The 22,963-nt window shown below is 65.0% G+C and carries 18 protein-coding genes; 11 read left to right on the top strand and 7 right to left on the bottom strand.

Going from position 1 to position 22,963, the window contains the following annotated elements:
• Nucleotides 1-105: 105 nt before the first annotated feature.
• From lysS to F757_RS0114495, 4 genes are all read right to left on the bottom strand, one after another.
• On the bottom strand, nucleotides 106-1,632 hold the full coding sequence (gene lysS / locus F757_RS0114515) for a lysine--tRNA ligase (RefSeq protein WP_027212029.1): 1,527 nt from the start codon (nucleotides 1,630-1,632) through the stop codon (nucleotides 106-108).
• A gap of 115 nt (nucleotides 1,633-1,747) precedes the next feature.
• Nucleotides 1,748-2,852, bottom strand: a protein-coding gene (prfB, locus tag F757_RS0114510; RefSeq protein WP_013338772.1) for a peptide chain release factor 2 whose coding sequence is annotated in 2 segments (ribosomal slippage) — nucleotides 1,748-2,770 and nucleotides 2,772-2,852 — 1,104 coding nt in all. Because the reading frame shifts where the segments join, the coding sequence is not laid out codon by codon here.
• Nucleotides 2,853-3,056: 204 nt separating this feature from the next.
• Nucleotides 3,057-4,763: a single-stranded-DNA-specific exonuclease RecJ gene (gene recJ, locus F757_RS0114500; protein ID WP_027212027.1), complete on the bottom strand. Its 1,707-nt coding sequence runs from the start codon at nucleotides 4,761-4,763 to the stop codon at nucleotides 3,057-3,059.
• 37 nt (nucleotides 4,764-4,800) lie between these two features.
• On the bottom strand, nucleotides 4,801-5,952 hold the full coding sequence (locus F757_RS0114495; RefSeq protein ID WP_027212026.1) for a hypothetical protein: 1,152 nt from the start codon (nucleotides 5,950-5,952) through the stop codon (nucleotides 4,801-4,803).
• A 422-nt stretch (nucleotides 5,953-6,374) separates the two neighbouring features.
• On the opposite strand from F757_RS0114495, the gene F757_RS0114490 reads away from it, so the two are divergent.
• The 9 genes from F757_RS0114490 (at nucleotide 6,375) to ftsB (ending at nucleotide 18,116) form a co-directional block, all read left to right on the top strand.
• Nucleotides 6,375-7,628 (top strand): lipoprotein-releasing ABC transporter permease subunit, encoded by a 1,254-nt coding sequence (locus tag F757_RS0114490; RefSeq protein WP_027212025.1) that lies wholly within the window; start codon nucleotides 6,375-6,377, stop codon nucleotides 7,626-7,628.
• The gene (gene lolD, locus F757_RS0114485; RefSeq protein WP_027212024.1) at nucleotides 7,621-8,364 is read left to right on the top strand and encodes a lipoprotein-releasing ABC transporter ATP-binding protein LolD; all 744 of its coding nucleotides are present in this window, start codon (nucleotides 7,621-7,623) and stop codon (nucleotides 8,362-8,364) included. The genes F757_RS0114490 and lolD overlap by 8 nt, the downstream gene beginning before the upstream one ends.
• Before the next feature lie 140 nt (nucleotides 8,365-8,504).
• Nucleotides 8,505-9,293, top strand: a complete 789-nt coding sequence (locus tag F757_RS0114480) for a TatD family hydrolase (RefSeq protein WP_027212023.1) — start codon at nucleotides 8,505-8,507, stop codon at nucleotides 9,291-9,293.
• A 147-nt stretch (nucleotides 9,294-9,440) separates the two neighbouring features.
• The gene (locus F757_RS0114475; RefSeq protein ID WP_027212022.1) at nucleotides 9,441-12,422 is read left to right on the top strand and encodes a ComEC/Rec2 family competence protein; all 2,982 of its coding nucleotides are present in this window, start codon (nucleotides 9,441-9,443) and stop codon (nucleotides 12,420-12,422) included.
• Between the two features lie 213 nt (nucleotides 12,423-12,635).
• On the top strand, nucleotides 12,636-13,439 hold the full coding sequence (locus F757_RS0114470; RefSeq protein ID WP_027212021.1) for an alpha/beta fold hydrolase: 804 nt from the start codon (nucleotides 12,636-12,638) through the stop codon (nucleotides 13,437-13,439).
• A gap of 121 nt (nucleotides 13,440-13,560) precedes the next feature.
• A complete protein-coding gene (locus F757_RS0114465) occupies nucleotides 13,561-15,234 on the top strand; it encodes a CTP synthase (RefSeq protein ID WP_027212020.1) in 1,674 nt (557 codons plus the stop codon).
• A complete protein-coding gene (gene kdsA / locus F757_RS0114460; protein WP_027212019.1) occupies nucleotides 15,231-16,085 on the top strand; it encodes a 3-deoxy-8-phosphooctulonate synthase in 855 nt (284 codons plus the stop codon). The genes F757_RS0114465 and kdsA overlap by 4 nt, the downstream gene beginning before the upstream one ends.
• Before the next feature lie 197 nt (nucleotides 16,086-16,282).
• Entirely contained in the window at nucleotides 16,283-17,566 is a 1,284-nt protein-coding gene (gene eno, locus F757_RS0114455) for a phosphopyruvate hydratase (RefSeq protein WP_027212018.1), read from the top strand.
• Between the two features lie 118 nt (nucleotides 17,567-17,684).
• Nucleotides 17,685-18,116 (top strand): cell division protein FtsB, encoded by a 432-nt coding sequence (gene ftsB / locus F757_RS0114450; protein WP_027212017.1) that lies wholly within the window; start codon nucleotides 17,685-17,687, stop codon nucleotides 18,114-18,116.
• 248 nt (nucleotides 18,117-18,364) lie between these two features.
• On the opposite strand, the gene F757_RS0114445 is transcribed toward ftsB, so the two are convergent.
• The 3 genes from F757_RS0114445 to F757_RS0114435 form a co-directional block, all read right to left on the bottom strand.
• The gene (locus F757_RS0114445) at nucleotides 18,365-18,751 is read right to left on the bottom strand and encodes a hypothetical protein (protein ID WP_027212016.1); all 387 of its coding nucleotides are present in this window, start codon (nucleotides 18,749-18,751) and stop codon (nucleotides 18,365-18,367) included.
• 171 nt (nucleotides 18,752-18,922) lie between these two features.
• Nucleotides 18,923-19,873 carry an Hsp33 family molecular chaperone HslO gene (gene hslO, locus F757_RS0114440; protein WP_027212015.1) on the bottom strand — a complete coding sequence of 317 codons (951 nt, stop codon included), beginning with the start codon at nucleotides 19,871-19,873 and terminating at the stop codon, nucleotides 18,923-18,925.
• A gap of 75 nt (nucleotides 19,874-19,948) precedes the next feature.
• The gene (locus F757_RS0114435; protein ID WP_027212014.1) at nucleotides 19,949-20,473 is read right to left on the bottom strand and encodes a gamma carbonic anhydrase family protein; all 525 of its coding nucleotides are present in this window, start codon (nucleotides 20,471-20,473) and stop codon (nucleotides 19,949-19,951) included.
• 351 nt (nucleotides 20,474-20,824) lie between these two features.
• Between F757_RS0114435 and F757_RS0114430 the strand changes: the two genes are divergently transcribed.
• Together F757_RS0114430 and F757_RS0114425 are read left to right on the top strand one after the other, a co-directional pair.
• Nucleotides 20,825-21,748, top strand: a complete 924-nt coding sequence (locus tag F757_RS0114430) for a ferritin-like domain-containing protein (RefSeq protein ID WP_027212013.1) — start codon at nucleotides 20,825-20,827, stop codon at nucleotides 21,746-21,748.
• A gap of 84 nt (nucleotides 21,749-21,832) precedes the next feature.
• Nucleotides 21,833-22,717, top strand: a complete 885-nt coding sequence (locus F757_RS0114425) for an alpha/beta fold hydrolase (RefSeq protein WP_027212012.1) — start codon at nucleotides 21,833-21,835, stop codon at nucleotides 22,715-22,717.
• Nucleotides 22,718-22,963 lie beyond the last annotated feature (246 nt).

Here is a 22,963-nt window from a genome sequence, read left to right as displayed (position 1 = left end):
CCACAAACAACAACGCCCGGCAAGGTGAGCCGGGCGTAGGTCAGACGTGCTGCGCTGAACCGCGGGAAACCCCGCCAGGCAGGGACACCGCGGCAAGCACCGGGCTCAATCTTCGCGGCGCAGGTGCGGGAACAGAATCACGTCGCGAATACTTGGACTGTCGGTGAGCATCATCACCAGCCGGTCGATGCCGATGCCGCAGCCGCCCGCCGGCGGCATGCCGTATTCGAGCGCGCGGATGTAGTCGGCGTCGTAGAACATCGCTTCCTCGTCGCCGGCGTCTTTCTGATCGACCTGCTTCTTGAAGCGCGCGGCCTGGTCTTCCGGATCGTTCAGTTCCGAGAAGCCATTGGCGATCTCACGCCCCGTTATGAACAGTTCGAAGCGCTCCGTAATGCCTGGCACTTTGTCCGACGCCCGCGCGAGCGGCGACACCTCGACCGGGTAGTCGATGATGTACGTCGGCTCCCAAAGTTGCGACTCGGCGGTTTCTTCGAAGAGCGCCAGTTGCAGCGAACCCACGCCCGCGTTCAGGAACTGCGGCTGCGAGGCGTCCACGCCGAACTTCTTGAGTTCGGTGCGCAGGAACGCGCTGTCGGCGAGCTGCTCGTTCGTGTACTGCGGCGCGTATTTCTGAATGGCTTGCGTGATCGTCAAACGGTGGAACGGCTTGGACAAATCGAGCTCGCGCCCCTGATAGGTGATGGTGGCCGTGCCCAGTGCGTCGATGGCCGCCTGACGGATCAACTGTTCGGTGAAGTCCATCAGCCACTTGTAATCGGTGTAGGCCGCATAGAACTCGATCATCGTAAATTCCGGGTTGTGGCGCACGGACACGCCCTCGTTGCGGAAATTACGGTTGATCTCGAACACGCGCTCGAAGCCGCCCACCACGAGGCGCTTCAGATACAGTTCGGGCGCGATGCGCAGGAACATCTGCATGTCGAGCGCGTTGTGGTGCGTGGTGAACGGCTTGGCCGCCGCGCCGCCGGGAATAGGGTGGAGCATCGGCGTTTCGACTTCCATGAAGCCGGCGTCGGCCATGAACTTGCGGATCGAAGAAATTGCCTTGGTGCGGGCGACAAAAGTCTTGCGCGTTTCCGGCGTGACGATCAGATCGACATAGCGCTGCCGATACTTCATTTCCTGGTCCGACAGGCCATGGAACTTGTCCGGCAGCGGACGCAGCGACTTGGACAGCAGGCGCAACTGCGTGCAGCGCACCGACAGCTCGCCCTTGTTGGTGCGAAACAGCACGCCGCGGGCCGCGACGATGTCGCCCATGTCCCACTTCTTGAAGGCGTCATACGTTTCCTGGCCCACGTCGGCGGGGGTAATGAAGAACTGGATCTGACCCGAGCCGTCGCGCACGGTCGCAAAGCTCGCCTTGCCCATTACGCGCTTGAGCATCATGCGGCCGGCAATCGCGACTTCGAGCGGGCTGGCCTCGAGCGCTTCCTTGTCGGCGTGCTCGAACTGCGCCTGCAGATCTTCCGCGTGGTGCGTGGGGCGGAAATCGTTCGGATACGCGACGCCTTGCTCGCGTAACTCGCGCAGCTTTTCGCGGCGCTCCGCGATGATCTTGTTGTCGTCCACCTCGGGCACGAGGTTCGGTTGGATCGGTTCGTTCATGATGGTCTTGGTGTTCGTGGTCCGCGTGGGTTGATCCGCTTGCGAACAGCCAGTCGGCGAAAAACCTCAGGCAATAAAAGATGCGGCGCGGCCATGCATGCCGCGCCGGTTGCGCTTAAACGCCTTGCTTCAGGCTTGCGCTGATAAACGGATCGAGATCGCCGTCGAGCACGCTCTTCGTATTGCTGATTTCGACGTTGGTGCGCAGGTCCTTGATACGGCTGTTGTCCAGCACGTACGAGCGGATCTGGTGACCCCAGCCCACGTCCGTCTTGCCGGCTTCGAGCTTGTCCTGCTCCTCCTGACGCTTGCGGATTTCCGCTTCGTACAGGCGCGATTTCAGCATGGCCATCGCTTCGGCGCGGTTGCGGTGCTGCGAGCGGTCGTTCTGGCACTGCACGACGATGCCCGAGGGCATGTGCGTGATCCGCACCGCGGAGTCGGTCTTGTTGATGTGCTGACCGCCCGCGCCGGATGCGCGGTAGGTGTCGATACGCAGGTCGGCCGGGTTGATGTCCACTTCGATCGAATCGTCGATTTCCGGATAGACGAACACCGACGAGAACGACGTATGACGCCCGCCCGACGAGTCGAACGGCGACTTGCGCACGAGCCGGTGCACGCCGGTTTCGGTGCGCAGGAAGCCGTATGCGTATTCGCCTTCGATCTTGATCGTCGCGTTCTTGATGCCCGCCACGTCGCCGTCGGTCTGCTCGAGCACTTCGGTCTTGAAGCCCTTGCGTTCGCAGTAGCGCAAATACTGGCGCAGCAGCATGGACGCCCAGTCGCACGCCTCGGTGCCGCCCGCGCCTGCCTGAATGTCGAGGAACGCGTTGTTGGGGTCGGCGGGATTCGCGAACATGCGGCGAAATTCCATGTCGGCGACGCGCTGCTCGAGCGCTTGCGCGTCTGCTTCGCAGGCGAGGAGCGTTTCGTCGTCGCCTTCTTCGCGCGCCATTTCGAAGAGGTCTTGCGTGTCGCGCAAGTCGTTATCGAGCGACGTGAGCTTGCCCACCGTGTCGTCCAGCAGCTTCTTTTCCCGGCCGAGCGCCTGGGCGTGTTTCGAGTCGTTCCAGACGTCCGGGTCTTCGAGTTCCCGGTTGACTTCGATCAGACGACGTGACTTGTCGTCGTAGTCAAAGATACCCCCGTAGGTCGGCCGCGCGCGTGCGCAGGTCCGCCAGAGAGGCTTCGATCGCGTTGAGACGTTCCGCTTCCATGTCGATCTTGTGTGGCTTCGTAAAAAGGGGAAATTATAGCCGATCGGCGTGCCGCGCCGGTGGCGTGTCGGCGATCCGGCGCGTGTTTGCGGTTGATTTTGCGGAGATTTTCGCCACCCGCGCGTGGGTCGGCGCTCGGGCGGCGGGCAGAGGCGGTGGCCGCTGGCTGGTCCCTCGTTGCGAGGCAGTCCGGCCACACGCCTGCTAGCTCGCGGCGTGCTCGACGATCAGTTGCACGCGCGACACGCCGTTCCACGTGTCGCTCGTGAGCCGGTACGCGACCGTCGTGCGTGCGGGCAGCGTGTCTGTATGGTTGAACCAGATCGCGTTAAAGCGCTGGCGACCGCGCATGAGTTGCAGCTTCAGGTGCTTGTCCTTCACGAGCGCCTGCGAGGCGACGTCGAATTCGCCGGAAAAGACCGGCGCCGGGAAGCCTTGGCCCCATACCGCCGCGTCGAGCATTTCGACGAATTGCGGCGTGAAGTAGGCGTCCTCCAGCTCGCCGTCGGTTTCGACGGTGCGCGCGAGCGCGTCGTCGCTCAGCCACTCGCGGCCGACCGCCTCGAACGCGGCCGTGAAGCGCGGCACGTCTGCGGTGGCGAGCGTGAGGCCCGCGGCCATCGCGTGGCCGCCGAATTTTACGATGAGCCCCGGCTCGCGCTTCGAAATCAGATCGAGCGCATCGCGCAGATGAAAGCCCGCGATCGAGCGCCCCGAGCCTTTTACGAGCTGGCCGCTGTCGTCCGCTGGCGCGAAGGTGAACGCGGGGCGATGGAATTTCTCCTTCAGCCGTCCCGCGACAATGCCGATCACGCCCTGATGCCACGCCGGATTGAACAGCGTGATGGTAGTCGCGCCGTCGGGGTCGACTGACGAGAGGTCGTCGAGCGCCTGTTGCTGCATGCCGGCTTCGATCTCGCGCCGCTCGCGGTTCATCGTGTCGAGCTGCTGCGCGAGTTCCCACGCGCGGCCGACGTCGTCGGTCGTCAGGCATTCGATGCCGAGCGACATGTCCGACAGGCGCCCTGCCGCATTCAGCCGAGGACCGAGCCCGAAGCCGAGGTCGAAGCCGGACGCGTTGCGCGCATCGCGCGCCGCCGCGCGGAAGAGGGCGGCAATGCCGGGCTGCATCTTGCCTTTGCGGATGCGCTGCAAGCCTTGCGCAACCAGCACGCGGTTGTTGCCGTCGAGCTTCACGACGTCGGCCACCGTGCCGAGCGCGACGAGATCGAGCAGCCCGTCCAGCCGCGGCTCGGGAAAGCCGTCGCCGAACGCGCCGCGGCGGCGCAATTGCGCGCGCAATGCGAGCAGCACGTAGAACATCACGCCGACGCCCGCAATGCACTTGCTCGGGAACTCGCAGCCCGGCTGATTCGGATTGACGATTGCACGAGCGGCGGGCAACTGGTCGCCGGGCAGGTGGTGATCGGTGACGAGCACGTCGATGCCGAGCGCGTTGGCCGCCTCGACACCGTCCACGCTCGCAATGCCGTTGTCGACCGTAATCAGCAGATCCGGCTTGCCGGAGGCACTGCGCGCGGCAAGTGCGACGATTTCCGGCGTGAGACCGTAGCCGTATTCAAAGCGGTTCGGCACCAGATAGTCGATCTGGCCGCCGAACATGCGCAGTCCGCGTACCGCGACCGCGCAGGCGGTGGCGCCGTCGCAGTCGTAGTCGGCGACCACCAGCATGCGGCGCTTTTGCTGGATCGCGTCGGCGAGCAGGACGGCGGCGTCGTCGCAGCCCTTGAGCATGGCCGGTGGCACGAGTCGGGCAAGGCCGGTTTCTATTTCATCCGGCAGGCACACGCCGCGCGCCGCATAGAGGCGCGCGAGCACCGGATGCAGGCCGTGGCGCACGAGCGCTTCGGCGTCGGCGGGAGAACAGGCGCGCGTAACGATTCGGGTCATTCTGAAAGGCCGTGGGTAGGGTCGGTCATGCAATCGTTCATTCGATGAAGAGCGAGGCCAGCACGCGTCGCCGCCAGAATTTGCGCAGATCGCCGCGCGTCACGGCGAGCGTGACTGAGCCGGTGTCGCCGCACAGCGTCAGGCCGAGTTCGGCCAGCGCGCCGGATTCGAGTGCCGCGAGCGCCGGTTCGAGCCAGTCGCCCTGCAGCGCCGCGAACGCCGCGTTCCAGCGCGCCCAATCCTGCTGGATGTAGGGTGCCGAGAACGGGTCGAGTTCGACGAGGGTCGTGGGGGGCGCGTTGGTGTCCGCGTTGCCGTTGGCGTTGGTGTTGGCATTTGCGCCGGCTGAAGCGTTCAGCGCGGCGAACGACGCGGGCGGCGCGGCGACGCGCACGCCGGCCGTAATCGCGAGGCCGCGCGTCGCGGCGGCGTCGGAGAAGACCTCGGTGAACGGACTGCGCAGCGGGCGCGCCGCGCCTTGCGCGTGAAACCAGATGGAATTGACAGCGGGCAGGCCACGCGCCTCGCGCGCCTCGTTGACGGGGTGCCCGAACCAGGCCATCTGCACTTCGTTCTGCAGCTTCATCCAGGCACGCGAACGCTCGCCGGAATGCGCCTCGTGCGGCAACCAGATTTCGATGTTGCGGCCGCTCGCACGCAACGGCGAAGCGCCGGCGAGGCTGCCGAAGTCATCGCCCGACAGATACCAGCGGGCGGGCCTGGGCGCCTCGATCCGCACGCCGAGTTCTTCGATCAGCGGTCTCGCAACTGCTAGCAGCGCGCCGGCTTCTTCATGCGACAGTTCGAGCGACGCGGGGTCGATCAGCACCAGATGGTCATGCGCGATGCGCACATGCACCGGTTGCACGCAGGCCCACGTTGCGTCGCCGGGTTCACCGCCGTCGGCGCGCAGCATGTAGGGGGCGAGCGGGGCCTCGTCGGCGGCGGCGCCAGCCGCGCCCGTCGAACTACTGGGTGACGCGCCGAACTGGCGCGCGATCCAGCGTTCATGGGGCAGCGTGCGCTGGAAATCTTCGCCGATCACACGCTCCAGCAGCGTCGCGCGTGCGATCAGCCGGTCGAGGGCGGCACTGCGGATGTCGTGCAGGGCGGTGGCGGCGTCCGCTGCGGCAGGCAGCGCGAAAGGAAGCAGCAGATGGAGGCGGTTGGCGTGCATGATGCTGCGCATTGTAGGGCAAAGCGCTTGCGGGTTTCGATTAGTGCGGATGGTGCGGCGCGGCTGTGGCGCGCGAAGGCCGAGCGAATGGCGAGCGGGGGAGCGTTCCCGCCCGCTCGCGCGTTTGCCGGTCGTTTCCGCTCATTCGCGCCTGCTCCCGCTTGTTTCCGCTTGTTCCCATCACGCGGCGGCGCGGCATTGTATGGCAAACTTCGCGCTTGGTTGACGGTGACGGCACTGGCAATCTGGAGGGGCCTGCAAAGCCGTGGGCCCGCCTGGAACCATCCCGATCGCCGCGACACCAATGATCAGGGTACTTGGGCCGCGTAGCCGCGTCACTGCAAGCAGGCGCAGGCAGGCACAGGCAAGCGCACGCATTGGCAGCCACGCGGCGCGGCGGCCCCAGTAGCCGAAGAACGCAGAAAAGGACTCGCTTGAAATTTCCCTACGAATGGCAGATCGGCTGGCGCTACACGCGCGCCGGCAAACGCACGACCGGCAACGGCTTCATTTCGTTCATTGCGCTTGTTTCCATGTCGGGCATCGCGCTCGGCGTCGCGGCGCTGATCGTCGTGCTCTCCGTGATGAACGGCTTCCAGAAGGAAGTGCGCGACCGCATGCTGTCGGTGCTCGCGCACGTCGAAATTTTTTCGCCGACAGGCTCGATGCCCAACTGGCAACTCACCGCTCAGGAAGCGCGCCAGAACAAGGAAGTGATCGGCGCGGCGCCCTACGTCGAAGCACAGGCGCTGCTCACGCGGCAGGACGCGGTAAGCGGCGTCGCGCTGCGCGGCATCGAGCCGACGCTCGAGCCGCAGGTTTCGGACATCGGCAAGGAAATGAAAGGCGGCAAGCTGACCAATCTGGTGCCGGGCGAGTTCGGCATCGTGCTGGGCGCGGATCTGGCGACCAACCTCGGCGTGGCTGTGAACGACCGGATCACGCTGGTCGCGCCCGAAGGCACGATTACGCCGGCCGGCATGCTGCCGCGCCTGAAGCAGTTCACGGTGGTGGGCATTTTCGAATCCGGCCATTACGAGTACGACAGCACGCTCGCGCTCATCAACATCAAGGACGCGCAGGCGCTGTTCCGGCTGCCCGCGCCGACCGGCGTGCGGCTGCGCCTCGCCGACATGCAACGGGCGCCTGAAGTCGCGCATCAGCTTGCGCGCAGTCTGTCGGGCGACCTGTATATCCGCGACTGGACCCAGCAGAACAAGACCTGGTTCTCGGCCGTGCAGATCGAAAAACGCATGATGTTCATCATCCTCACGCTGATCATCGCGGTCGCGGCGTTCAACCTGGTGTCCTCGCTCGTGATGACCGTGACCAACAAGCAGGCTGACATCGCGATCTTGCGCACGCTCGGCGCGCAGCCGCGTTCCATCATGAAGATTTTCGTCGTGCAGGGCGTGACCATCGGCTTTATCGGCACCGCAACGGGCGTCGCGCTCGGGTGCCTGATCGCGTGGAGCATTCCGTGGCTCGTGCCGATGATCGAGCATGCGCTCGGCGTGCAGTTCCTGCCGCCGTCGGTGTATTTCATCAGCGAGTTGCCCTCCGAGCTGATTCCCGCTGACGTCGCCCGCATCGGCATCATTGCCTTCCTGATGTCGGCGGTGGCGACGCTCTATCCGAGTTGGCGCGGTGCACGAGTCCGTCCCGCGGAGGCACTGCGCTATGAATGACCGTTCCGCAAGCTTATCGGTGGCTGCTCAGGACATGACGCCTTATCCCTACGTGCTGGAAGCGACCGGCATTTCCAAGTCGTTCGTGCAGGGCGGCCTGAACGTGCAGGTGCTCAACAACACGGAACTGAGCGTGCGGCGCGGCGAGAAACTCGCGATCGTCGGCGCGTCGGGTTCCGGCAAAAGCACGCTTTTGCATGTGCTCGGCGGTCTGGACGATCCGAGCGCGGGACATGTGTCGGTGATGGGCAAGCCGTTCACCAAACTGTCCGAGCGCGAACGCAACGACTTGCGCAATCGCGCGCTCGGCTTCGTGTATCAGTTCCATCATCTGCTGCCGGAGTTTTCCGCGCTGGACAACGTGGCGATGCCGCTGCGCATCCGCCGCATGACCACCGAAGCGTCGCGCCGTGAAGCGCTTGCCGTGCTGGAGCGTGTCGGCATGGCACATCGCGCGAAACATCGGCCCGGCGAGCTGTCGGGCGGCGAGCGTCAGCGCGTCGCAATCGCGCGGGCGCTGGTCACGAAACCGGCGTGCGTGCTCGCCGACGAACCCACCGGCAACCTGGACGGCAGCACCGCGGACACGGTCTTCAACCTGATGCTCGAACTGTCGCGCACGCTCGAAACGAGTTTTGTGATCGTCACGCACGACCCGGAACTGGCGGGCCGCTGCGACCGCATCATGCGGCTGCGCGACGGCGTACTGCATGAAGAGCCGCCAGTGCCGGTATGACGATGCGGCTGCACAGCCCCGCGCGGCAAGCATCGCGATACCCGCGTCGGCTGTCTGGCAGGCACGATCGGAACCGTGCCGGGCGCGATGAGCGGGCGCTCTAGCGAACGCTGTTGCCAACTCTGTTAGCGAGGCAAGTCATGTGGATCGATACGCACTGCCATCTCGACGCTTCCGAATTCGACGCCGACCGCGAGCATGTCGCGGCGTCGGCGCACCGCGCGGGCGTAGGGCGTATCGTGATTCCAGCAATTGGCCGGCAGAACTTCGCGACCGTGCGCGAGCTTGCGCACAGCTTCGAGGGCGGCGTGTACGCGCTGGGCATTCACCCGCTCTTCACGCCGTCCGCGCAGCAGCACGACCTCGAATTGCTGCGTGCGGAAATCGAGGCGAGTCTCGACGATCCGCGCTTTGTCGGCATCGGCGAAATCGGCCTGGACTATTTCGTCGACGGGCTCGACGACGCCCGTCAGCAATTCTTCTACAACGGCCAACTGCAGATCGCGCGTGAATTCGACCTGCCGGTGATCTGCCACGTGCGCAAATCGCAGGACCAGGTAATCAAGGGGCTGCGGCGGCACCAGATTCACCGTGGCATTGCGCATGCGTTCAACGGCAGCTTCCAGCAGGCCAAAGCGTATATCGACCAGGGCATGCATCTGGGCTTCGGCGGCAATCTGACCTTCGAGCGCGCGCGGCAGATTCGCCGGCTCGCCGAACAGTTGCCGTTCGACGCGCTCGTCGTCGAAACAGACGCGCCAGACATTCCCCCTGCCTGGATCTACAAGCAGCGCAACTCGCCCGAGCAGATTCCCGGCATCGGCGCGGGCCTTGCGCAGTTGCGCGGCACGACCGCCGACGAAACCGCCCTACGCACAACGGCTAACGCGCTCGCCGCGCTGCCGCGGCTCGCCCTTTCCTCTGCATAATCGAAGCGCTTGATTTACAGTGGTTCGCGCCGGGCGAGACCCACGCCCCGGCCGTGCGTGCGCTTGCGCGCCACCCGTGCCGTGCCTTGCGTCCTGTACGCCGGGTGATACGTGTGGCTCGCCCGGCGCATGGCGGGCGGAGGGCGGATGCGTGCATGGTGGTGTGGGTTCGCGTTGGGCGTGGTGTGGCTGCAGCGGCAGGCGACGCTGCCCGACTGGCGTGGCGGGTGCGTGCTCGCGTTGGTAGGCTGCACGGCGTTGGCAGTCGCCGGCTGGGGCTGGTGGGGGCGTTTATCTCGCCAGCGTGATGAGCATGATGAGCATCGCGGGCCTTCTACACGTGGGTGGTGTCGACGCTGGCGGTCCTGCGCCGGATGGGGCGCGCTCTGCTGTGCGGCGTGGTGCACGGGCTTCGGCTATGCCGCGTGGCGTGCCGATGCACGGCTCGCGTCGAGCCTCCCGCCCGGGTGGGAAGGCCGCGACATCGACGTGGTCGGCAGCATCAAAGGTTTGCCGGCGCGCGACGACCAGGGCGTGCGTTTTCTTTTCGAAGTGGAGTCACCCGATGCTTTGCCGTCTGGCTTGGCTTCGCCCGCGGCGGTCGCTTTTCCGCGCGTCATTCAGCTTGCATGGATCAGTGACGAAGCACCGCCGCCACCGCTCCAGCCCGGCGAGCGCTGGCGTTTGCGGGTGCGTCTGAAGCGACCGCACGGCAATGCGAATTTCGGTTTGCGCGACGCGGAAGCTGCCTTGCTCGCGCGCAACGTGCGGGCCACCGGCTATGTGAGCGGCAATGCGCAGGCGGCGAGGCTGCGGACAGATGCGCGTGGCATCGGCGTGAGCGTGGATCGCTGGCGCGCGGCGCTACGAACGCGGATCGACACGGTGCTCGCAAACGCGGCGCATCGCGGCATCGTGGCGGCGCTCGCAATCGGCGCGCAGGACGAAATCACTCCCGCTGACTGGCAACTGATGCGCGCCACGGGCACGAGTCATCTCGTGGCGATTTCCGGCCTGCATATCGGCTTTGCCGCGGGCCTTGCGGCGTGGCTGGTCGGCACTGTCTGGCGGCGCTCCGGATGGCTCGGCCGCCACTGGCCGTTGCGTCTGCCCGCGCAGGTTGTCGCGGTGACGGGCGGCGCGCTCTTCGCCGCACTTCATGCAGCGCTCGCCGGTTTCAACGTGCCGGTGCAGCGTGCGCTGTGGATGGCGAGCGTCGTCGCGCTGGCCTACCTGAGCGGGCGCAATGTGCCGCGCTCGGCCGTGCTTGCATGGGCGCTCGGGCTCGTGTTGCTGATCGATCCGTGGGCGGTGGTGTCGGCGGGATTCTGGCTGTCTTTCTGCGCGGTCGCGGCGATTCTTTACGCCACGTCGGGGAGGCCACGCGTGCAGAATCATGAACCGCTTACGGACGAAATCGGCGACGATAGCGGCGCCGTAGCCGGGTCCTCGTCGCGCTCTTCACGCTTTGCGCGCTGGTTGCGCTTCTTACGCCTCTCGCGCTTCTCACACCTGTCGTGCCTCTCACGCTTCTCGTGCCTCTCACGCCCCTCGTGGTTGTCAAACCTGTCGTGGTTCTCACACATCTCGCGCTTCTCACATATCTCGCGCCTCTCACGCCTGTCATGCTTCTCACGCCACTCACGCTTCTCGCGGCTCCTACGCCTCATGCGCTTTTCAAGCTTGCGCGCCGCCGCTGTGCGGCGCCTGCGCGCGTTCGGCGAGCGGCTGCATGGCGCGGCGCATGTACAGCTTGCGGTCACGCTCGCGCTCGCGCCGCTGACCGTCCTCTGGTTCGCGCAGATTCCGTTAATCGGGCCGCTCGCGAACGCGTTCGCGATTCCGTGGGTGAGTGTGTTCGTGACGCCTGCGGTGCTGGCCGGCATGGTGCTGCCCGCGCCGCTGGATGCGGCGGCGCTGCGAATCGCGCACGCCTTGCTCGACGTGATGATGGCGGGATTGCAGTGGCTGTCCGGTCCGCGCTGGGTGCTCTGGTGGCTGCCGCGGCCGGATGGCTGGGCGCTCGCCAGCGCGGCGGCGGGCGTGCTGTGGTGTCTCGCGCCGCGCGGCTGGCCGCTGCGCTGGGCGGCGCCGCTCACGTGGTTGCCGCTGGTTGCCTCGGCGCCGTCCGCGCCGCCGCCCGGCAGCTTCCGGCTCACCGCGCTCGATGTCGGGCAAGGCAGTTCGGTGCTAGTCGAGACCGCGCACCATGCGCTGTTGTTCGATGCCGGGCCCGGGCCCGAATCGACTCATGCCGGCGAGCGGGTGGTGGTGCCGTTCTTGCGGGCGCAAGGCGTGAACGCACTGGATACGCTGATCATCAGTCACGCAGATTCGGACCACTCGGGCGGCGCGCCAGCTGTGCTGGAGGCAATCGAGGTTCGTCAGATGGTCGCCTCGCTGGCGCCCGCTAACGCGCTATGGGCGACTGCGCGGCAACACGGCGCGCAGACACTGCCGTGTGCGGCGGGGCAGCGCTGGCAGTGGGACGGTGTCGAGTTCACGATGCTGTGGCCCGACGCAGGTCCCCTGCAAGGCAAGCCGAACGAGCATTGCTGCGTGCTGCGCGTGAGCACGTCGCCACCAATGGCGGTGCACGGCCCGGCTGGGCATGACCGCGTGGGCAGCGAGGCGGACAGTGGAGGGCGCAGCAACTCCAAAGACAAGGTTGACGGCAACCCGAACGACAAGCCAAACGACAAGCCAAACGACCCCGCGAAGCCTCAAGCCCCGGACGCGCCTCTTGCCGCTTTGCTCACGGCGGACATCGAGGCGCCCGCCGAACGCATGCTGCTCTCGCGCGATCGCCACATGCTGCGCGCGCAGGTGCTCGTGGTGCCGCATCATGGGAGCAAGACTTCGTCGACCGAGCCGTTCCTCGATTCTATCGACCCGCTCGTCGCGCTATTTCAGGTAGGCTATCGCAACCGCTTTCATCATCCCAATGCGGGTGTGCTGGCGCGCTATTCGGCGCGTCACATCGAGCTGGGCAGGAGCGACGCGGACGGTGCGGTGCGCGTTCTCGTCGACCCGCATTTCGCGACACGCGAAGGCCCGCCTGCGCAGGAGGCCGCGCTCACGGTCGAGCGCTATCGCGACACGCACCGGCGCTACTGGATGGATCGCTGAATGTTCGTGCAGCCGTTCGCCGATCGTGGCCATGTATCACGCAGGCATCACAGTAGACGATAGAACGGCCGAGGAACGGCCGACGAGAGCGGCGCTTTCCACTCGCTGTCGAGCGGGCACACAAACCGCGTAGCCACCAAAACACCGCCGGGCATCTGCCGTATGCAGCAAAGCTTTACCCGCTGCACGAAAACAGAACGGAGATCATCGCAGTTGAAAAACATCATTCACTTTTCGCACGCGAACGGCTTTCCGGCCTCGACCTACCGGACGATTTTCGCCGAGCTCTCCGACGACTACGAGGTGCGCGCGATCGAACGCATCGCGCATGATCCGCGCTTTCCCGTGACGCAGGACTGGCCGCATCTCGTCGAACAGTTGCTGGACGACATCGGCCGTACCTACGAGGAGCCTGTGTGGCTCGTCGGCCATTCGCTAGGCGGCTATCTTTCGCTGCTGGCCGCGCTGAAAAAGCCGCAGTGGGTGAGGGGCGTCGTAATGCTGGACTCTCCGGTGGTCGCGGGCTGGCGCAGCAGCGTCCTGCGCGTCTCGCAGTGGACCGGGCTCGACGAGCGGCTCTCGCCCGCGGCCGCCACGCGCACGCGCCGCACCCACTGGGCGAGCCGCGACGAGGCATGGCGGCATTTTCATGCGAAGCCGGCGTTCGCGCGGTGGGACGAGCGCATGCTGTCCGACTACATCGACTTCGGCATTCCGCAGGTGTCGCATGACGGAACGCGCAGCCTCGCGTTCGATCGCCGCATCGAATATCAGATCTACCGGACTTTACCGCACACGCTCGGTGCGCGGCTCGCGCGAGGCGCGCCGGTGCCCGTGGGTTTCATCGCCGGCACGCGCTCGAAAGAAATCCGCCAGGTCGGGCTCGACGCCACGCGCCGCGCGACGGGCGGCCACATCGAATGGATCGAGGGCAGCCATCTCTTTCCGATGGAAAAGCCGATCGAAACGGCGCGCGCTGTGCAGCGGATGCTGCGCGAACTGAACCAGCGGAGCTGAGGCGGCGTGCGTCGATCGCGGCTGGATTGCACCGCACGTGCGCGCGCCGGGGCTGCTCGCATTTTGCTCGGTTGGGACCCTGCTTTACGGTATAATCCGTTTTTCCCGCGAGCATCCAGCGATGACCAAATATGTTTTCGTCACCGGCGGCGTAGTATCTTCCCTCGGCAAGGGTATTGCCGCCGCTTCCCTCGCCGCGATCCTCGAATCGCGCGGTCTGAAAGTCACCCTTCTCAAGCTCGATCCCTACATTAACGTCGACCCCGGCACGATGAGCCCGTTCCAGCACGGCGAAGTGTTCGTGACGGAAGACGGAGCGGAGACCGACCTCGACCTTGGCCACTACGAGCGCTTCATCAGCACGAAGATGCGCAAGGCCAATAACTTCACCACGGGCCAGATCTACGAATCGGTGATCCGCAAGGAACGCCGCGGCGATTATCTCGGCAAGACGGTGCAGGTCATTCCGCACATCACGAATGAAATCCAGGCTTTCGTCGAGCGTGGCGCCGCGTCGGCCACCTGCGGCGAGCCGGACGTTGCGATCGTCGAAGTGGGCGGCACGGTGGGCGACATCGAATCGCTGCCGTTCCTCGAGGCCGCGCGTCAGATGAGCCTGCGCATGGGCCGCAACAGTGCGTGCTTCGTGCATCTCACGCTGGTGCCATGGGTGGCCACCGCCGGCGAACTGAAAACCAAGCCCACGCAACACAGCGTGCAAAAGCTGCGCGAAATCGGTATTTCGCCGCACGTGCTGCTGTGCCGCGCCGACCGCCGCATTCCGGACGACGAACGCGCGAAAATCTCCATGTTCTCGAACGTGCCGGAAGACGCCGTCATTTCCGTGTGGGACGCGGACAGCATCTACAAGATTCCGCAGATGCTGCACGACCAGGGTCTCGACGCGATCATCTGCGAAGAACTCAAGCTCACGCCGAAGGCGGCGGATCTGTCCATGTGGTCGGAGCTCGTCGAAAAGCTGCAGAACCCGGAGCACGAAGTCACGATCGGCATGGTCGGCAAGTATGTTGATCTGACGGAATCGTACAAGTCGCTGATCGAAGCGCTGCGCCACGCGTCCATGCATACGGCGACGCGCGTGAACATCGAGTACATCGATTCGGAAGAGATCGAAACGCATGGCGTCGAGAGTCTCAAGCATCTGGACGCGGTGCTCGTGCCTGGCGGCTTTGGCCGTCGCGGCACCGAAGGCAAGATCGCTGCAATCCGTTATGCGCGTGAAGCAAAGGTGCCTTACCTCGGCATCTGCCTCGGCATGCAACTGGCCGTGATCGAATTCGCACGCGACGTGGTCGGCCTGAAGGACGCGAACAGCACGGAATTCGATCAGGAAACGCCGAACCGCGTGGTCGCGCTCATCACCGAGTGGTACGACCGCGAAGGCCGCGTCGAAAAGCGTACTGAAGAATCCGATCTCGGCGGCACGATGCGTCTCGGTTCACAGCGCTGCCCGATCAAGCCCGGCACGATGGCCGAAGAGATCTATGGCAAGGACGTGAACGAGCGCCATCGTCACCGTTATGAAGTCAATAACCGCTTCGTGCCTCAGCTCGAAGCCGGTGGTCTTATCATCAGCGCCCGTACTCCGAGTGAAGATCTGCCGGAAATGATGGAACTGCCGCGCAGCATGCACCCGTGGTTTGTCGGCGTGCAGTTCCACCCGGAATTCACCTCCACGCCGCGTGACGGCCATCCGCTGTTCAAGTCGTTCGTCGAGGCAGCGCTGGCGCATCAGCAGTCGCGTGTCGCGAACGAAGTCGGGGAGAAAGCATGAAACTGGGCGATTTCGAAATCGGGCTCGACAAGCCGTTTTTCCTGATCGCCGGCACCTGCGTCGTCGAATCGGAGCAAATGACGATCGACACGGCGGGCCGCCTGAAGGAAATTTGCGCGAAGCTGAACATTCCGTTCATTTACAAATCGTCGTACGACAAGGCCAATCGCAGCAGCGGCAAGTCGTTCCGCGGTCTTGGCATGGACGAAGGTTTGCGCATTCTGTCGGAAGTGAAGCGTCAGCTCGGCCTGCCGGTGCTGACCGACGTTCACGCCGAGCACGAGATCGAACAGGTCGCCTCCGTGGTCGACGTGCTGCAAACGCCTGCTTTCCTATGCCGTCAGACTGACTTCATTCACGCGTGTGCGCGTTCGGGCAAGCCGGTCAACATCAAGAAAGGCCAGTTCCTCGCGCCGCACGACATGAAGAACGTGATCGACAAGGCGCGCGACGCGGCACGTGAAGCCGGTCTTTCCGAAGACCGCTTCATGGCCTGCGAGCGAGGCGTGTCGTTCGGCTATAACAATCTCGTGTCGGACATGCGCTCGCTCGCGATCATGCGCGAAACCCATGCGCCGGTCGTGTTCGACGCCACGCACTCGGTGCAGTTGCCGGGCGGCCAGGGCACGAGCTCGGGCGGTCAGCGCGAATTCGTGCCGGTGCTCGCGCGGGCGGCAGTGGCAGTCGGCGTGGCGGGCCTGTTCATGGAAACGCATCCGAATCCGGCAGAAGCCAAGTCGGACGGCCCGAACGCGGTGCCGCTCAACCGCATGGCCGATCTGCTGGAGACGCTCGTTACGCTCGATCAGGCGGTCAAGCGCGCGCCGTTCCTCGAAAGCGATTTCAACTGATTCAGGCATGCGCCCGCGCGTCGGCTCGCATCATGGGCCGGCCGGCTGATGTTGCGAGCCGGCGCGCGGCAAATGCGCACAATGGTTGTCGAACGTATCGGCGCACAGCTTGTCTGTCGGGGTGGTCGGCCAACGCCACACCAGGCGCCAGGTGCAGTGTCACAGTAACGAATTCATCGTCATTTCTTGAGGAAACCATGAGTGCTATCGTAGATATCATCGGTCGAGAGATTCTCGATTCGCGAGGCAACCCCACCGTCGAATGCGACGTGCTGCTGGAGTCCGGCACGATGGGCCGCGCCGCGGTGCCGTCGGGCGCGTCGACCGGCTCGCGTGAAGCGATCGAACTGCGCGACGGTGAAACCGGCCGCTACGGCGGCAAGGGTGTGCTGAAGGCCGTCGAGCACATCAACACCGAAATCTCCGAAGCGATCATGGGCCTCGACGCTTCCGAGCAGGCTTTCCTCGACAAGACCCTGCTGGAACTCGACGGCACGGACAACAAGTCGCGCCTCGGCGCGAACGCGATGCTGGCCGTTTCGATGGCCGTCGCGAAGGCCGCCGCTGAAGAAGCCGGCCTGCCGCTCTACCGTTACTTCGGCGGCTCGGGCGCGATGCAACTGCCGGTGCCGATGATGAACATCGTCAACGGCGGCGCGCATGCAAACAACAGCCTGGACATCCAGGAATTCATGATCGTGCCGGTCAGCCAGCCGACTTTCCGCGAAGCGCTGCGCTGCGGCGCCGAAGTGTTCCACGCGCTGAAGAAAATTCTGTCGGACCGCGGCATGAGCACGGCGGTCGGCGACGAAGGCGGCTTTGCGCCGAACTTCGGCAGCAACGACGAATGTCTGTCCACGATCCTGCAAGCCATCGAAAAAGCGGGCTACCGCGCCGGCGAAGACGTGCTGCTCGCGCTCGACTGCGCAGCGAGCGAGTTCTACCACGACGGCAAGTACCAGTTGGCGGGCGAGGGTCTGCAACTGTCGTCGGCTGAATTCACCGACTATCTGGCGACGCTCGCCGACAAATTCCCGATCGTGTCCATCGAAGACGGCATGCACGAAGGCGACTGGGAAGGCTGGAAGCTGCTCACCGAGAAGCTCGGCAAGAAAATCCAGCTGGTGGGCGACGACCTGTTCGTCACGAACACGCGCATCCTGAAGGAAGGCATCGAGAAGGGCATCGCAAACTCGATCCTCATCAAGATCAACCAGATCGGTACGTTGACGGAAACCTTCGCCGCGATCGAAATGGCGAAGCGCGCGGGCTACACGGCTGTGATCTCGCACCGCTCCGGCGAAACGGAAGATTCGACGATTGCGGATATCGCTGTCGGCCTGAACGCCGGGCAGATCAAGACCGGTTCGCTGTCGCGCTCGGACCGTATCTCGAAGTACAACCAGCTGCTGCGTATCGAAGAAGACCTCGGCGATATCGCCAGCTACCCGGGCAAGTCGGCGTTCTACAATCTGCGCTAATCAATGGTTGTGACCACTGTTTTCTACGCTGACCGATGAGCCGGTTCTCCTTCGTGTCTGATTGACCTCGCCGCCCTGCGTAAAGCGCAGGGCGGCGCGTATTTATTGTGCTTACTTCATGCGGCTCGTCACTGCTGTACTGATCGTTCTGCTGGCTTTGATCCAGTATCCGCTGTGGTGGGGCCATGGCGGATGGTTGCGCGTTCACGAGCTACAGCAGCAACTCGCGCAGCAGGTGCAGAAGAACGCCGAGGCTAAGCTGCGTAACGAGCGCATTCAAGGCGAGGTGCAGGACCTGCAGAACGGCACCGCTGCCGTCGAAGAGCGTGCCCGCTATGAAATGGGCATGGTCAAGGACGGCGAAGTGTTCGTGCAGTTCGTGTCGCCGAATGCACCGTTGCCGACGGCAAACGCGCCCTCGGCTGCGACTTCGACTCGCGGCGAGGTGTCTGCCGCGCCGCTGCATGTGGTGCCGAATCCGGAATCACGTGCAAAGCCGGAGCGGAAGCACGGCGGCAAGGCGGCAAAAGAGAAGAAGCCCGCGCACTGAGCTTCGCGCGTGCCATCACTGCGTTGCGGTGATCCCAGAGCATGAGGCAGGGCCCACGGCCAACAGGACGGCGGCAGAACCGGGACGAAAAAAGGCGCGGTGCGAACCGCGCCTTTTTTCGTCTACCGGCATGCAGCAGGGGAGAGCACGTAAAAAAGTCTCATGCGGCCTGCATTCAGGCATGCCTGCAACGAGCCTTCAGGCATGACGCCGTATTCGCACGCCGGTATTCCCACGCCGGTATCCCGTTACCAGCCCCAATAAGGCCCGTAGCCAAAGCCGACGCCCGTGCCCCAGCCGTGGCCCCATCCGCCGCCGTAGTAGCTGCCGTACACCGAGACGGGTACCGGCGGACTGTAATAACGCGACCACGCCTGCGCGGCGTTTTCCGCGGCAATGGCCTGATTCTGCTCGGCCATGACCTGCTGATCGATTGCATCGTAACGTTGCCGCTCGGCCGGTGTCAGCGGCTGGGCGGTGCTAGCCATGCCCGCCTGGTCAGCGGGCAGCCGGCTGTATATGGGCGACGGGCCCGGCGGGTCCATCATGCAACCGGTCAGCGCCGAGAGGCTCGCGAGCGCCGTCAGCACGGCAAGCGTGCGCGCGGCGCCTCCAAATGAAGTGGAAATGCTCATGTTGAGTCCCGATAGATCGGATACCTAAACGGACGCTAAGTGGCAACCAGGCGGCAAGGGCGTGGGCACCAGGTGCCCGCCGGGCACCCACGAATGAGACCGCCGGCGAGGCTGCTACGTCAAGCCGATGCTAATCCAAGACACCGCCCAAACCGCTGGCCCGCGGCGGTGTTAGTGCCGTTGCTCCGCGGCCGGCGACACACCTTGTGAGAGTGCGTTGGCGAGAAAAAGTTGCGCCACGTCGACCGGGTCGAACTCGTACCGCTGGTTGCAGAACTCGCAATGAATCTCGACGTGGCCGCGTTCCGCGATCACGCTGTCCACTTCGTCGCGACCGAGCATCTTCAGCATCGAGCCCACTTTTTCACGCGAGCACGTGCATTCGAAGCGTGCGCTGGCCGGCTCGAAATGCTGGACGTTTTCCTGCCAGAACAGGCGGCGAAACACGGTTTCCGGCTCTTCCTTCAGCAGTTCGTCCTGCGAGAGCGTGCTGCCGAGCGTGCACACGCGCTCCCACGTGTCCGCATCCAGTTCGCCCGGATGCGGGACGATGCCGCCGTCGCCGGGCAGCTTTTGCAGCAACATGCCGACCGCCCGCTCGGAGTTGGCGGCGAGCCACAGACGCGTGTCGAGCTGCTCCGAGTGATGCATGTAGTGCTCGAGCACTTCGGCCATCGAACTGAGCGGCCCGTCCTCGCCGGAAAGCGGCACGATACTCTGGTAGGGCTGCTGACCGGGCTTCTTGTCGCGCGGATCGAGCGTGATTACGCAGCGGCCATGACCGCTTGCGTTGAGCAGCTCCACCATCGAGGCGGTATCGCCGATCGTGCTGCCTTCCTCGCCGGAGAGCTTGGCCGTCGCGCGCATCGACAGGTCCGAGCTGCACTGAACCACCAGCATCTTGGCCGGGCCGTCGCCGAAAATCTGCATGATCAGCGTGCCGTCGAACTTCAGATTCGCCGACAGCAGCGCGCAGGCCGCCATCATCTCGCCGAGGATCGTACGCACCGGCGCGGGATACTCGCGGCGCGTGAGCACTTCCTGCCACGTGTTGCGCAGCGAAACGATCTCGCCGCGCACTGGCGCCGCGCTGAACATGAATTTTTGCAACTGGTCGCTCACAACTTTTCCTCTATCGAATGGCGCCGCACGGCGAAGTCCGTGCATACACCCTGCGCGCCCGCGCACGCGGCCGGTTTAGCCGATGCGCACGAGCTGCGCCTTGAAATACTCGCGGCGCTCGGCGTAACTGGCCGTGCCGCGCTGCATGTTGGCGATGTCCGCCTCGGTCAGTTCGCGCACCACCTTCGCGGGCGCGCCGAGGATCAGCGAATTGTCGGGAAACACCTTGCCTTCGGTGACGATGGCGCCCGCTCCGACCAGACAGTTGCGGCCGATTATCGCGCCATTCAAGACCACCGCCTGAATTCCGATCAACGCGCCTTCCCTGATCGTGCAGCCGTGCAGCATGACCTGATGGCCAATCGTCACGTTCGCTTCAATCGTCAGCGGAAAGCCGGGGTCGGTGTGCAAGACGGCGTTTTCCTGAACGTTGCTGCCCGCACCGAGCGTGATCGGCTCGTTGTCGCCGCGCAGCGTTGCGCCAAACCAGACGCTTGAATTTTCCTCGAGCGTCACGTTGCCGATGATGGTCGCGGAATCGGCGACGAACACGCTTTCATGAATGTTCGGCGCGGCGTCGCCAAGCTTGTAAATGGTCACGTTGTCTCCTCGTGGATCGGTCGCGGGCAGGGAAAGGCTCGCGGCGTGTCGGGTTCGACGGCTCTTCGCGGGTTACGGCGCGGCCGGTTGGGCGCTAGCGGACGTCGAATCGAGTATTGTAAACGGTTGTGTGGTTCGGGCGCTGCGCCGTATCCGGCTCACCGTGGGGTGTCGTGGCCTGGCTGCCGGACCCGCTCCGGTTGCCTGCTAAGCGAGCGTTCTGGCGGTCCCGAAGGCGAGGCACTCGATCGGTCGCGAACCGACGCCTCATACGTTCGCGCTGTCCCGCCGCTGTCCGCACCGTTCGCTCGCTATCTGTCACGTTCAATAACTTTGCCGCCAACGTTTTTCATGAAGTCCGCCGCCATTCCCGCTTGCTCCGCGCCGTCCGCTGCGCCCGTTCAGTCCGTGTCCGCCGCGGGCGGCGAGCCGCGTTGCGCGCGCACGGCGGCGCTCGCCGCGCTGCGCGAAATCGATCCAGCGAAGAAGGCAAGCGCCGCGCGCGCCCTTCATGCGGCGGTGCTCGACGGCACCGTGCCGTGCGTCGCGGAAATCACGCTGGACGAGCCGCCGGGTTTGCCCGGCCGGCCCGCCCGCCCGGAACTCGTCGAGCCGCGCCGGCTGGGACGGCGCAGCATGCAATCGCCGCAAGGGCGCGCGGTGCTGCTGCACGCGCTCGCCCATATCGAATTCAACGCGATCAACCTGGCGCTCGACGCGGTGTGGCGCTTCGCCGGCATGCCCGCAGCCTTCTACACCGACTGGCTCAAAGTGGCCGCCGAAGAGGCATATCACTTCTCACTGCTCGCAGCACGGCTCGCGGAGTACGGCCATGGGTACGGCGACTTTCCAGCCCATGACGGCCTGTGGGACATGTGTGAGCGCACGCGCGGCGACGTCCTCGCGCGCATGGCGCTCGTGCCGCGGACGCTCGAAGCGCGCGGGCTCGATGCCTCGCCGCCAATTCGTGCGCGTCTGCTGCAGGCAGGAGACCAGAAGTCGGCGTCGATCCTCGACGTGATACTGCGTGACGAAATCGGTCACGTGCTGATTGGCAACCGCTGGTTCCGTCATCTGTGCGACGAGGGCGGGCTTGATCCGCATGCGACGTACACGCGCCTTGCCTGCGAATACCACGCGCCGAAATTGCGCGGTCCGTTCAATTTCGAGGCGCGCCGCGACGCGGGTTTCGACGCCGCGGAACTCGCCGAGCTGGCGGCGCTGGCAGGCGTCGAGCTAGACAGCGCGAGTGTCCCTCCAACGCCATCCGACTGACTCGTTGCACTGCGCAGTCGCCGCCTGCCGTCCGTCCATCTCGCTATAATCGAACGATCATTCTTTTTTGGCGTGCGTCCGACCATGAATACCTCCCGATCCGAGTTCGTCGCTGTGCGCGGCATCCGTCTGCATGTGCGGCGCTGGGGCCATCCCGACGCTCCTGCGCTCTTTATGCTGCACGGCTGGATGGACGTGGCGGCGTCGTTCCAGTTCGTCGTGGATGCGCTCGGCGGTGACTGGCAGGTCATCGCGCCCGACATGCGCGGCTTCGGTCTGTCCGACTGGCCGGTGGCGCAAGCCGGGGGTGGACATTACTGGTTCCACGACTACCTCGCCGATCTGGATGCGCTGCTCGACCATTACGCGCCAACCGGTCAGGTCAATCTCGTCGGACACAGCCTCGGCGCGAACGTCGTCTGCCTGTATGCGGGTGCGCGGCCGGAGCGCGTGCGGCGGGTGGTGGATCTGGAGGGTTTCGGACTCGCGCCCGCGCACGCCGCGCAAGCGCCCAGACGCCTGCAAAACTGGCTCGACGAGCTGCGCGATCCGCCGCAACTGAAGCGCTATGCGTCGCTCGATGAAGTGGCCGGGCGGCTCGTGAAGACTAACCCGCGGCTCGCGCCCGCTCGCGCGCAGTTCTTGGCAAAGCACTGGTCCAAGCCCGACGGCGAGGGGCGCTTCATGTTGCTCGCGGACCCGGCGCACAAGCTGCGCGGGCCGATGCTCTACCGTCTGGACGAGGTGATGGCCGTCTGGCGCAAGGTGAGCGCGAAAGTGCTGCATGTGGAGGCCGCGAATTCTCCGACGCTTGCGGAGCTGGCCGGCGAGATTCCGCTCGAGGAATTCAAGGCGCGCTTTCGGGCGTTTGTGGACTGGCGCGAGAAGATCATGGACGAAGCCGGGCACATGGTGCACCACGACCAGCCGGAACAGGTCGCGGCGTTGATCGAGGGGTTCTGCGCGTAGAGCGGGCGGAGGGCGGAGGGCGAAGGGGCAAGGGCAAGGGCAAGGGCAAGGGCAAGGGCAAGGGCAAGGGCAAGGGCAAGGGCAAGGGCAAGGGCAAGGGCAAGGGCAAGGGCAAGGGCAAGGGCACGGGCAAGGGCACGGGCGCGCCTGCAGCGCGGAACCCGGCACTCCGCACGTCGGCGCACCACGGCATCTGCACGACGGGCAAGCGTCTAAAACGGGCCTCGGGCAGCCAGAGCGCGCTTC

The organism is Burkholderia sp. WSM2232 (genome assembly GCF_000472545.1).
GTDB lineage: Bacteria > Pseudomonadota > Gammaproteobacteria > Burkholderiales > Burkholderiaceae > Paraburkholderia.
This window is presented reverse-complemented; position numbering and strand designations above follow the sequence as displayed.

Bases quoted from the DNA above. Each gene is read 5' to 3' on its own strand.
- lysS (WP_027212029.1), bottom strand. From the start codon at position 1,632: ATGAACGAACCGATCCAACCGAACCTCGTGCCCGAGGTGGACGACAAC.
- recJ (WP_027212027.1), bottom strand. From the start codon at position 4,763: ATGACCCGAATCGTTACGCGCGCCTGTTCTCCCGCCGACGCCGAAGCG.
- F757_RS0114495 (WP_027212026.1), bottom strand. From the start codon at position 5,952: ATGCGCAGCATCATGCACGCCAACCGCCTCCATCTGCTGCTTCCTTTC.
- lolD (WP_027212024.1), top strand. From the start codon at position 7,621: ATGAATGACCGTTCCGCAAGCTTATCGGTGGCTGCTCAGGACATGACG.
- F757_RS0114480 (WP_027212023.1), top strand. From the start codon at position 8,505: ATGTGGATCGATACGCACTGCCATCTCGACGCTTCCGAATTCGACGCC.
- F757_RS0114475 (WP_027212022.1), top strand. From the start codon at position 9,441: ATGCGTGCATGGTGGTGTGGGTTCGCGTTGGGCGTGGTGTGGCTGCAG.
- F757_RS0114465 (WP_027212020.1), top strand. From the start codon at position 13,561: ATGACCAAATATGTTTTCGTCACCGGCGGCGTAGTATCTTCCCTCGGC.
- kdsA (WP_027212019.1), top strand. From the start codon at position 15,231: ATGAAACTGGGCGATTTCGAAATCGGGCTCGACAAGCCGTTTTTCCTG.
- eno (WP_027212018.1), top strand. From the start codon at position 16,283: ATGAGTGCTATCGTAGATATCATCGGTCGAGAGATTCTCGATTCGCGA.
- ftsB (WP_027212017.1), top strand. From the start codon at position 17,685: ATGCGGCTCGTCACTGCTGTACTGATCGTTCTGCTGGCTTTGATCCAG.
- F757_RS0114445 (WP_027212016.1), bottom strand. From the start codon at position 18,751: ATGAGCATTTCCACTTCATTTGGAGGCGCCGCGCGCACGCTTGCCGTG.
- F757_RS0114430 (WP_027212013.1), top strand. From the start codon at position 20,825: ATGAAGTCCGCCGCCATTCCCGCTTGCTCCGCGCCGTCCGCTGCGCCC.
- F757_RS0114425 (WP_027212012.1), top strand. From the start codon at position 21,833: ATGAATACCTCCCGATCCGAGTTCGTCGCTGTGCGCGGCATCCGTCTG.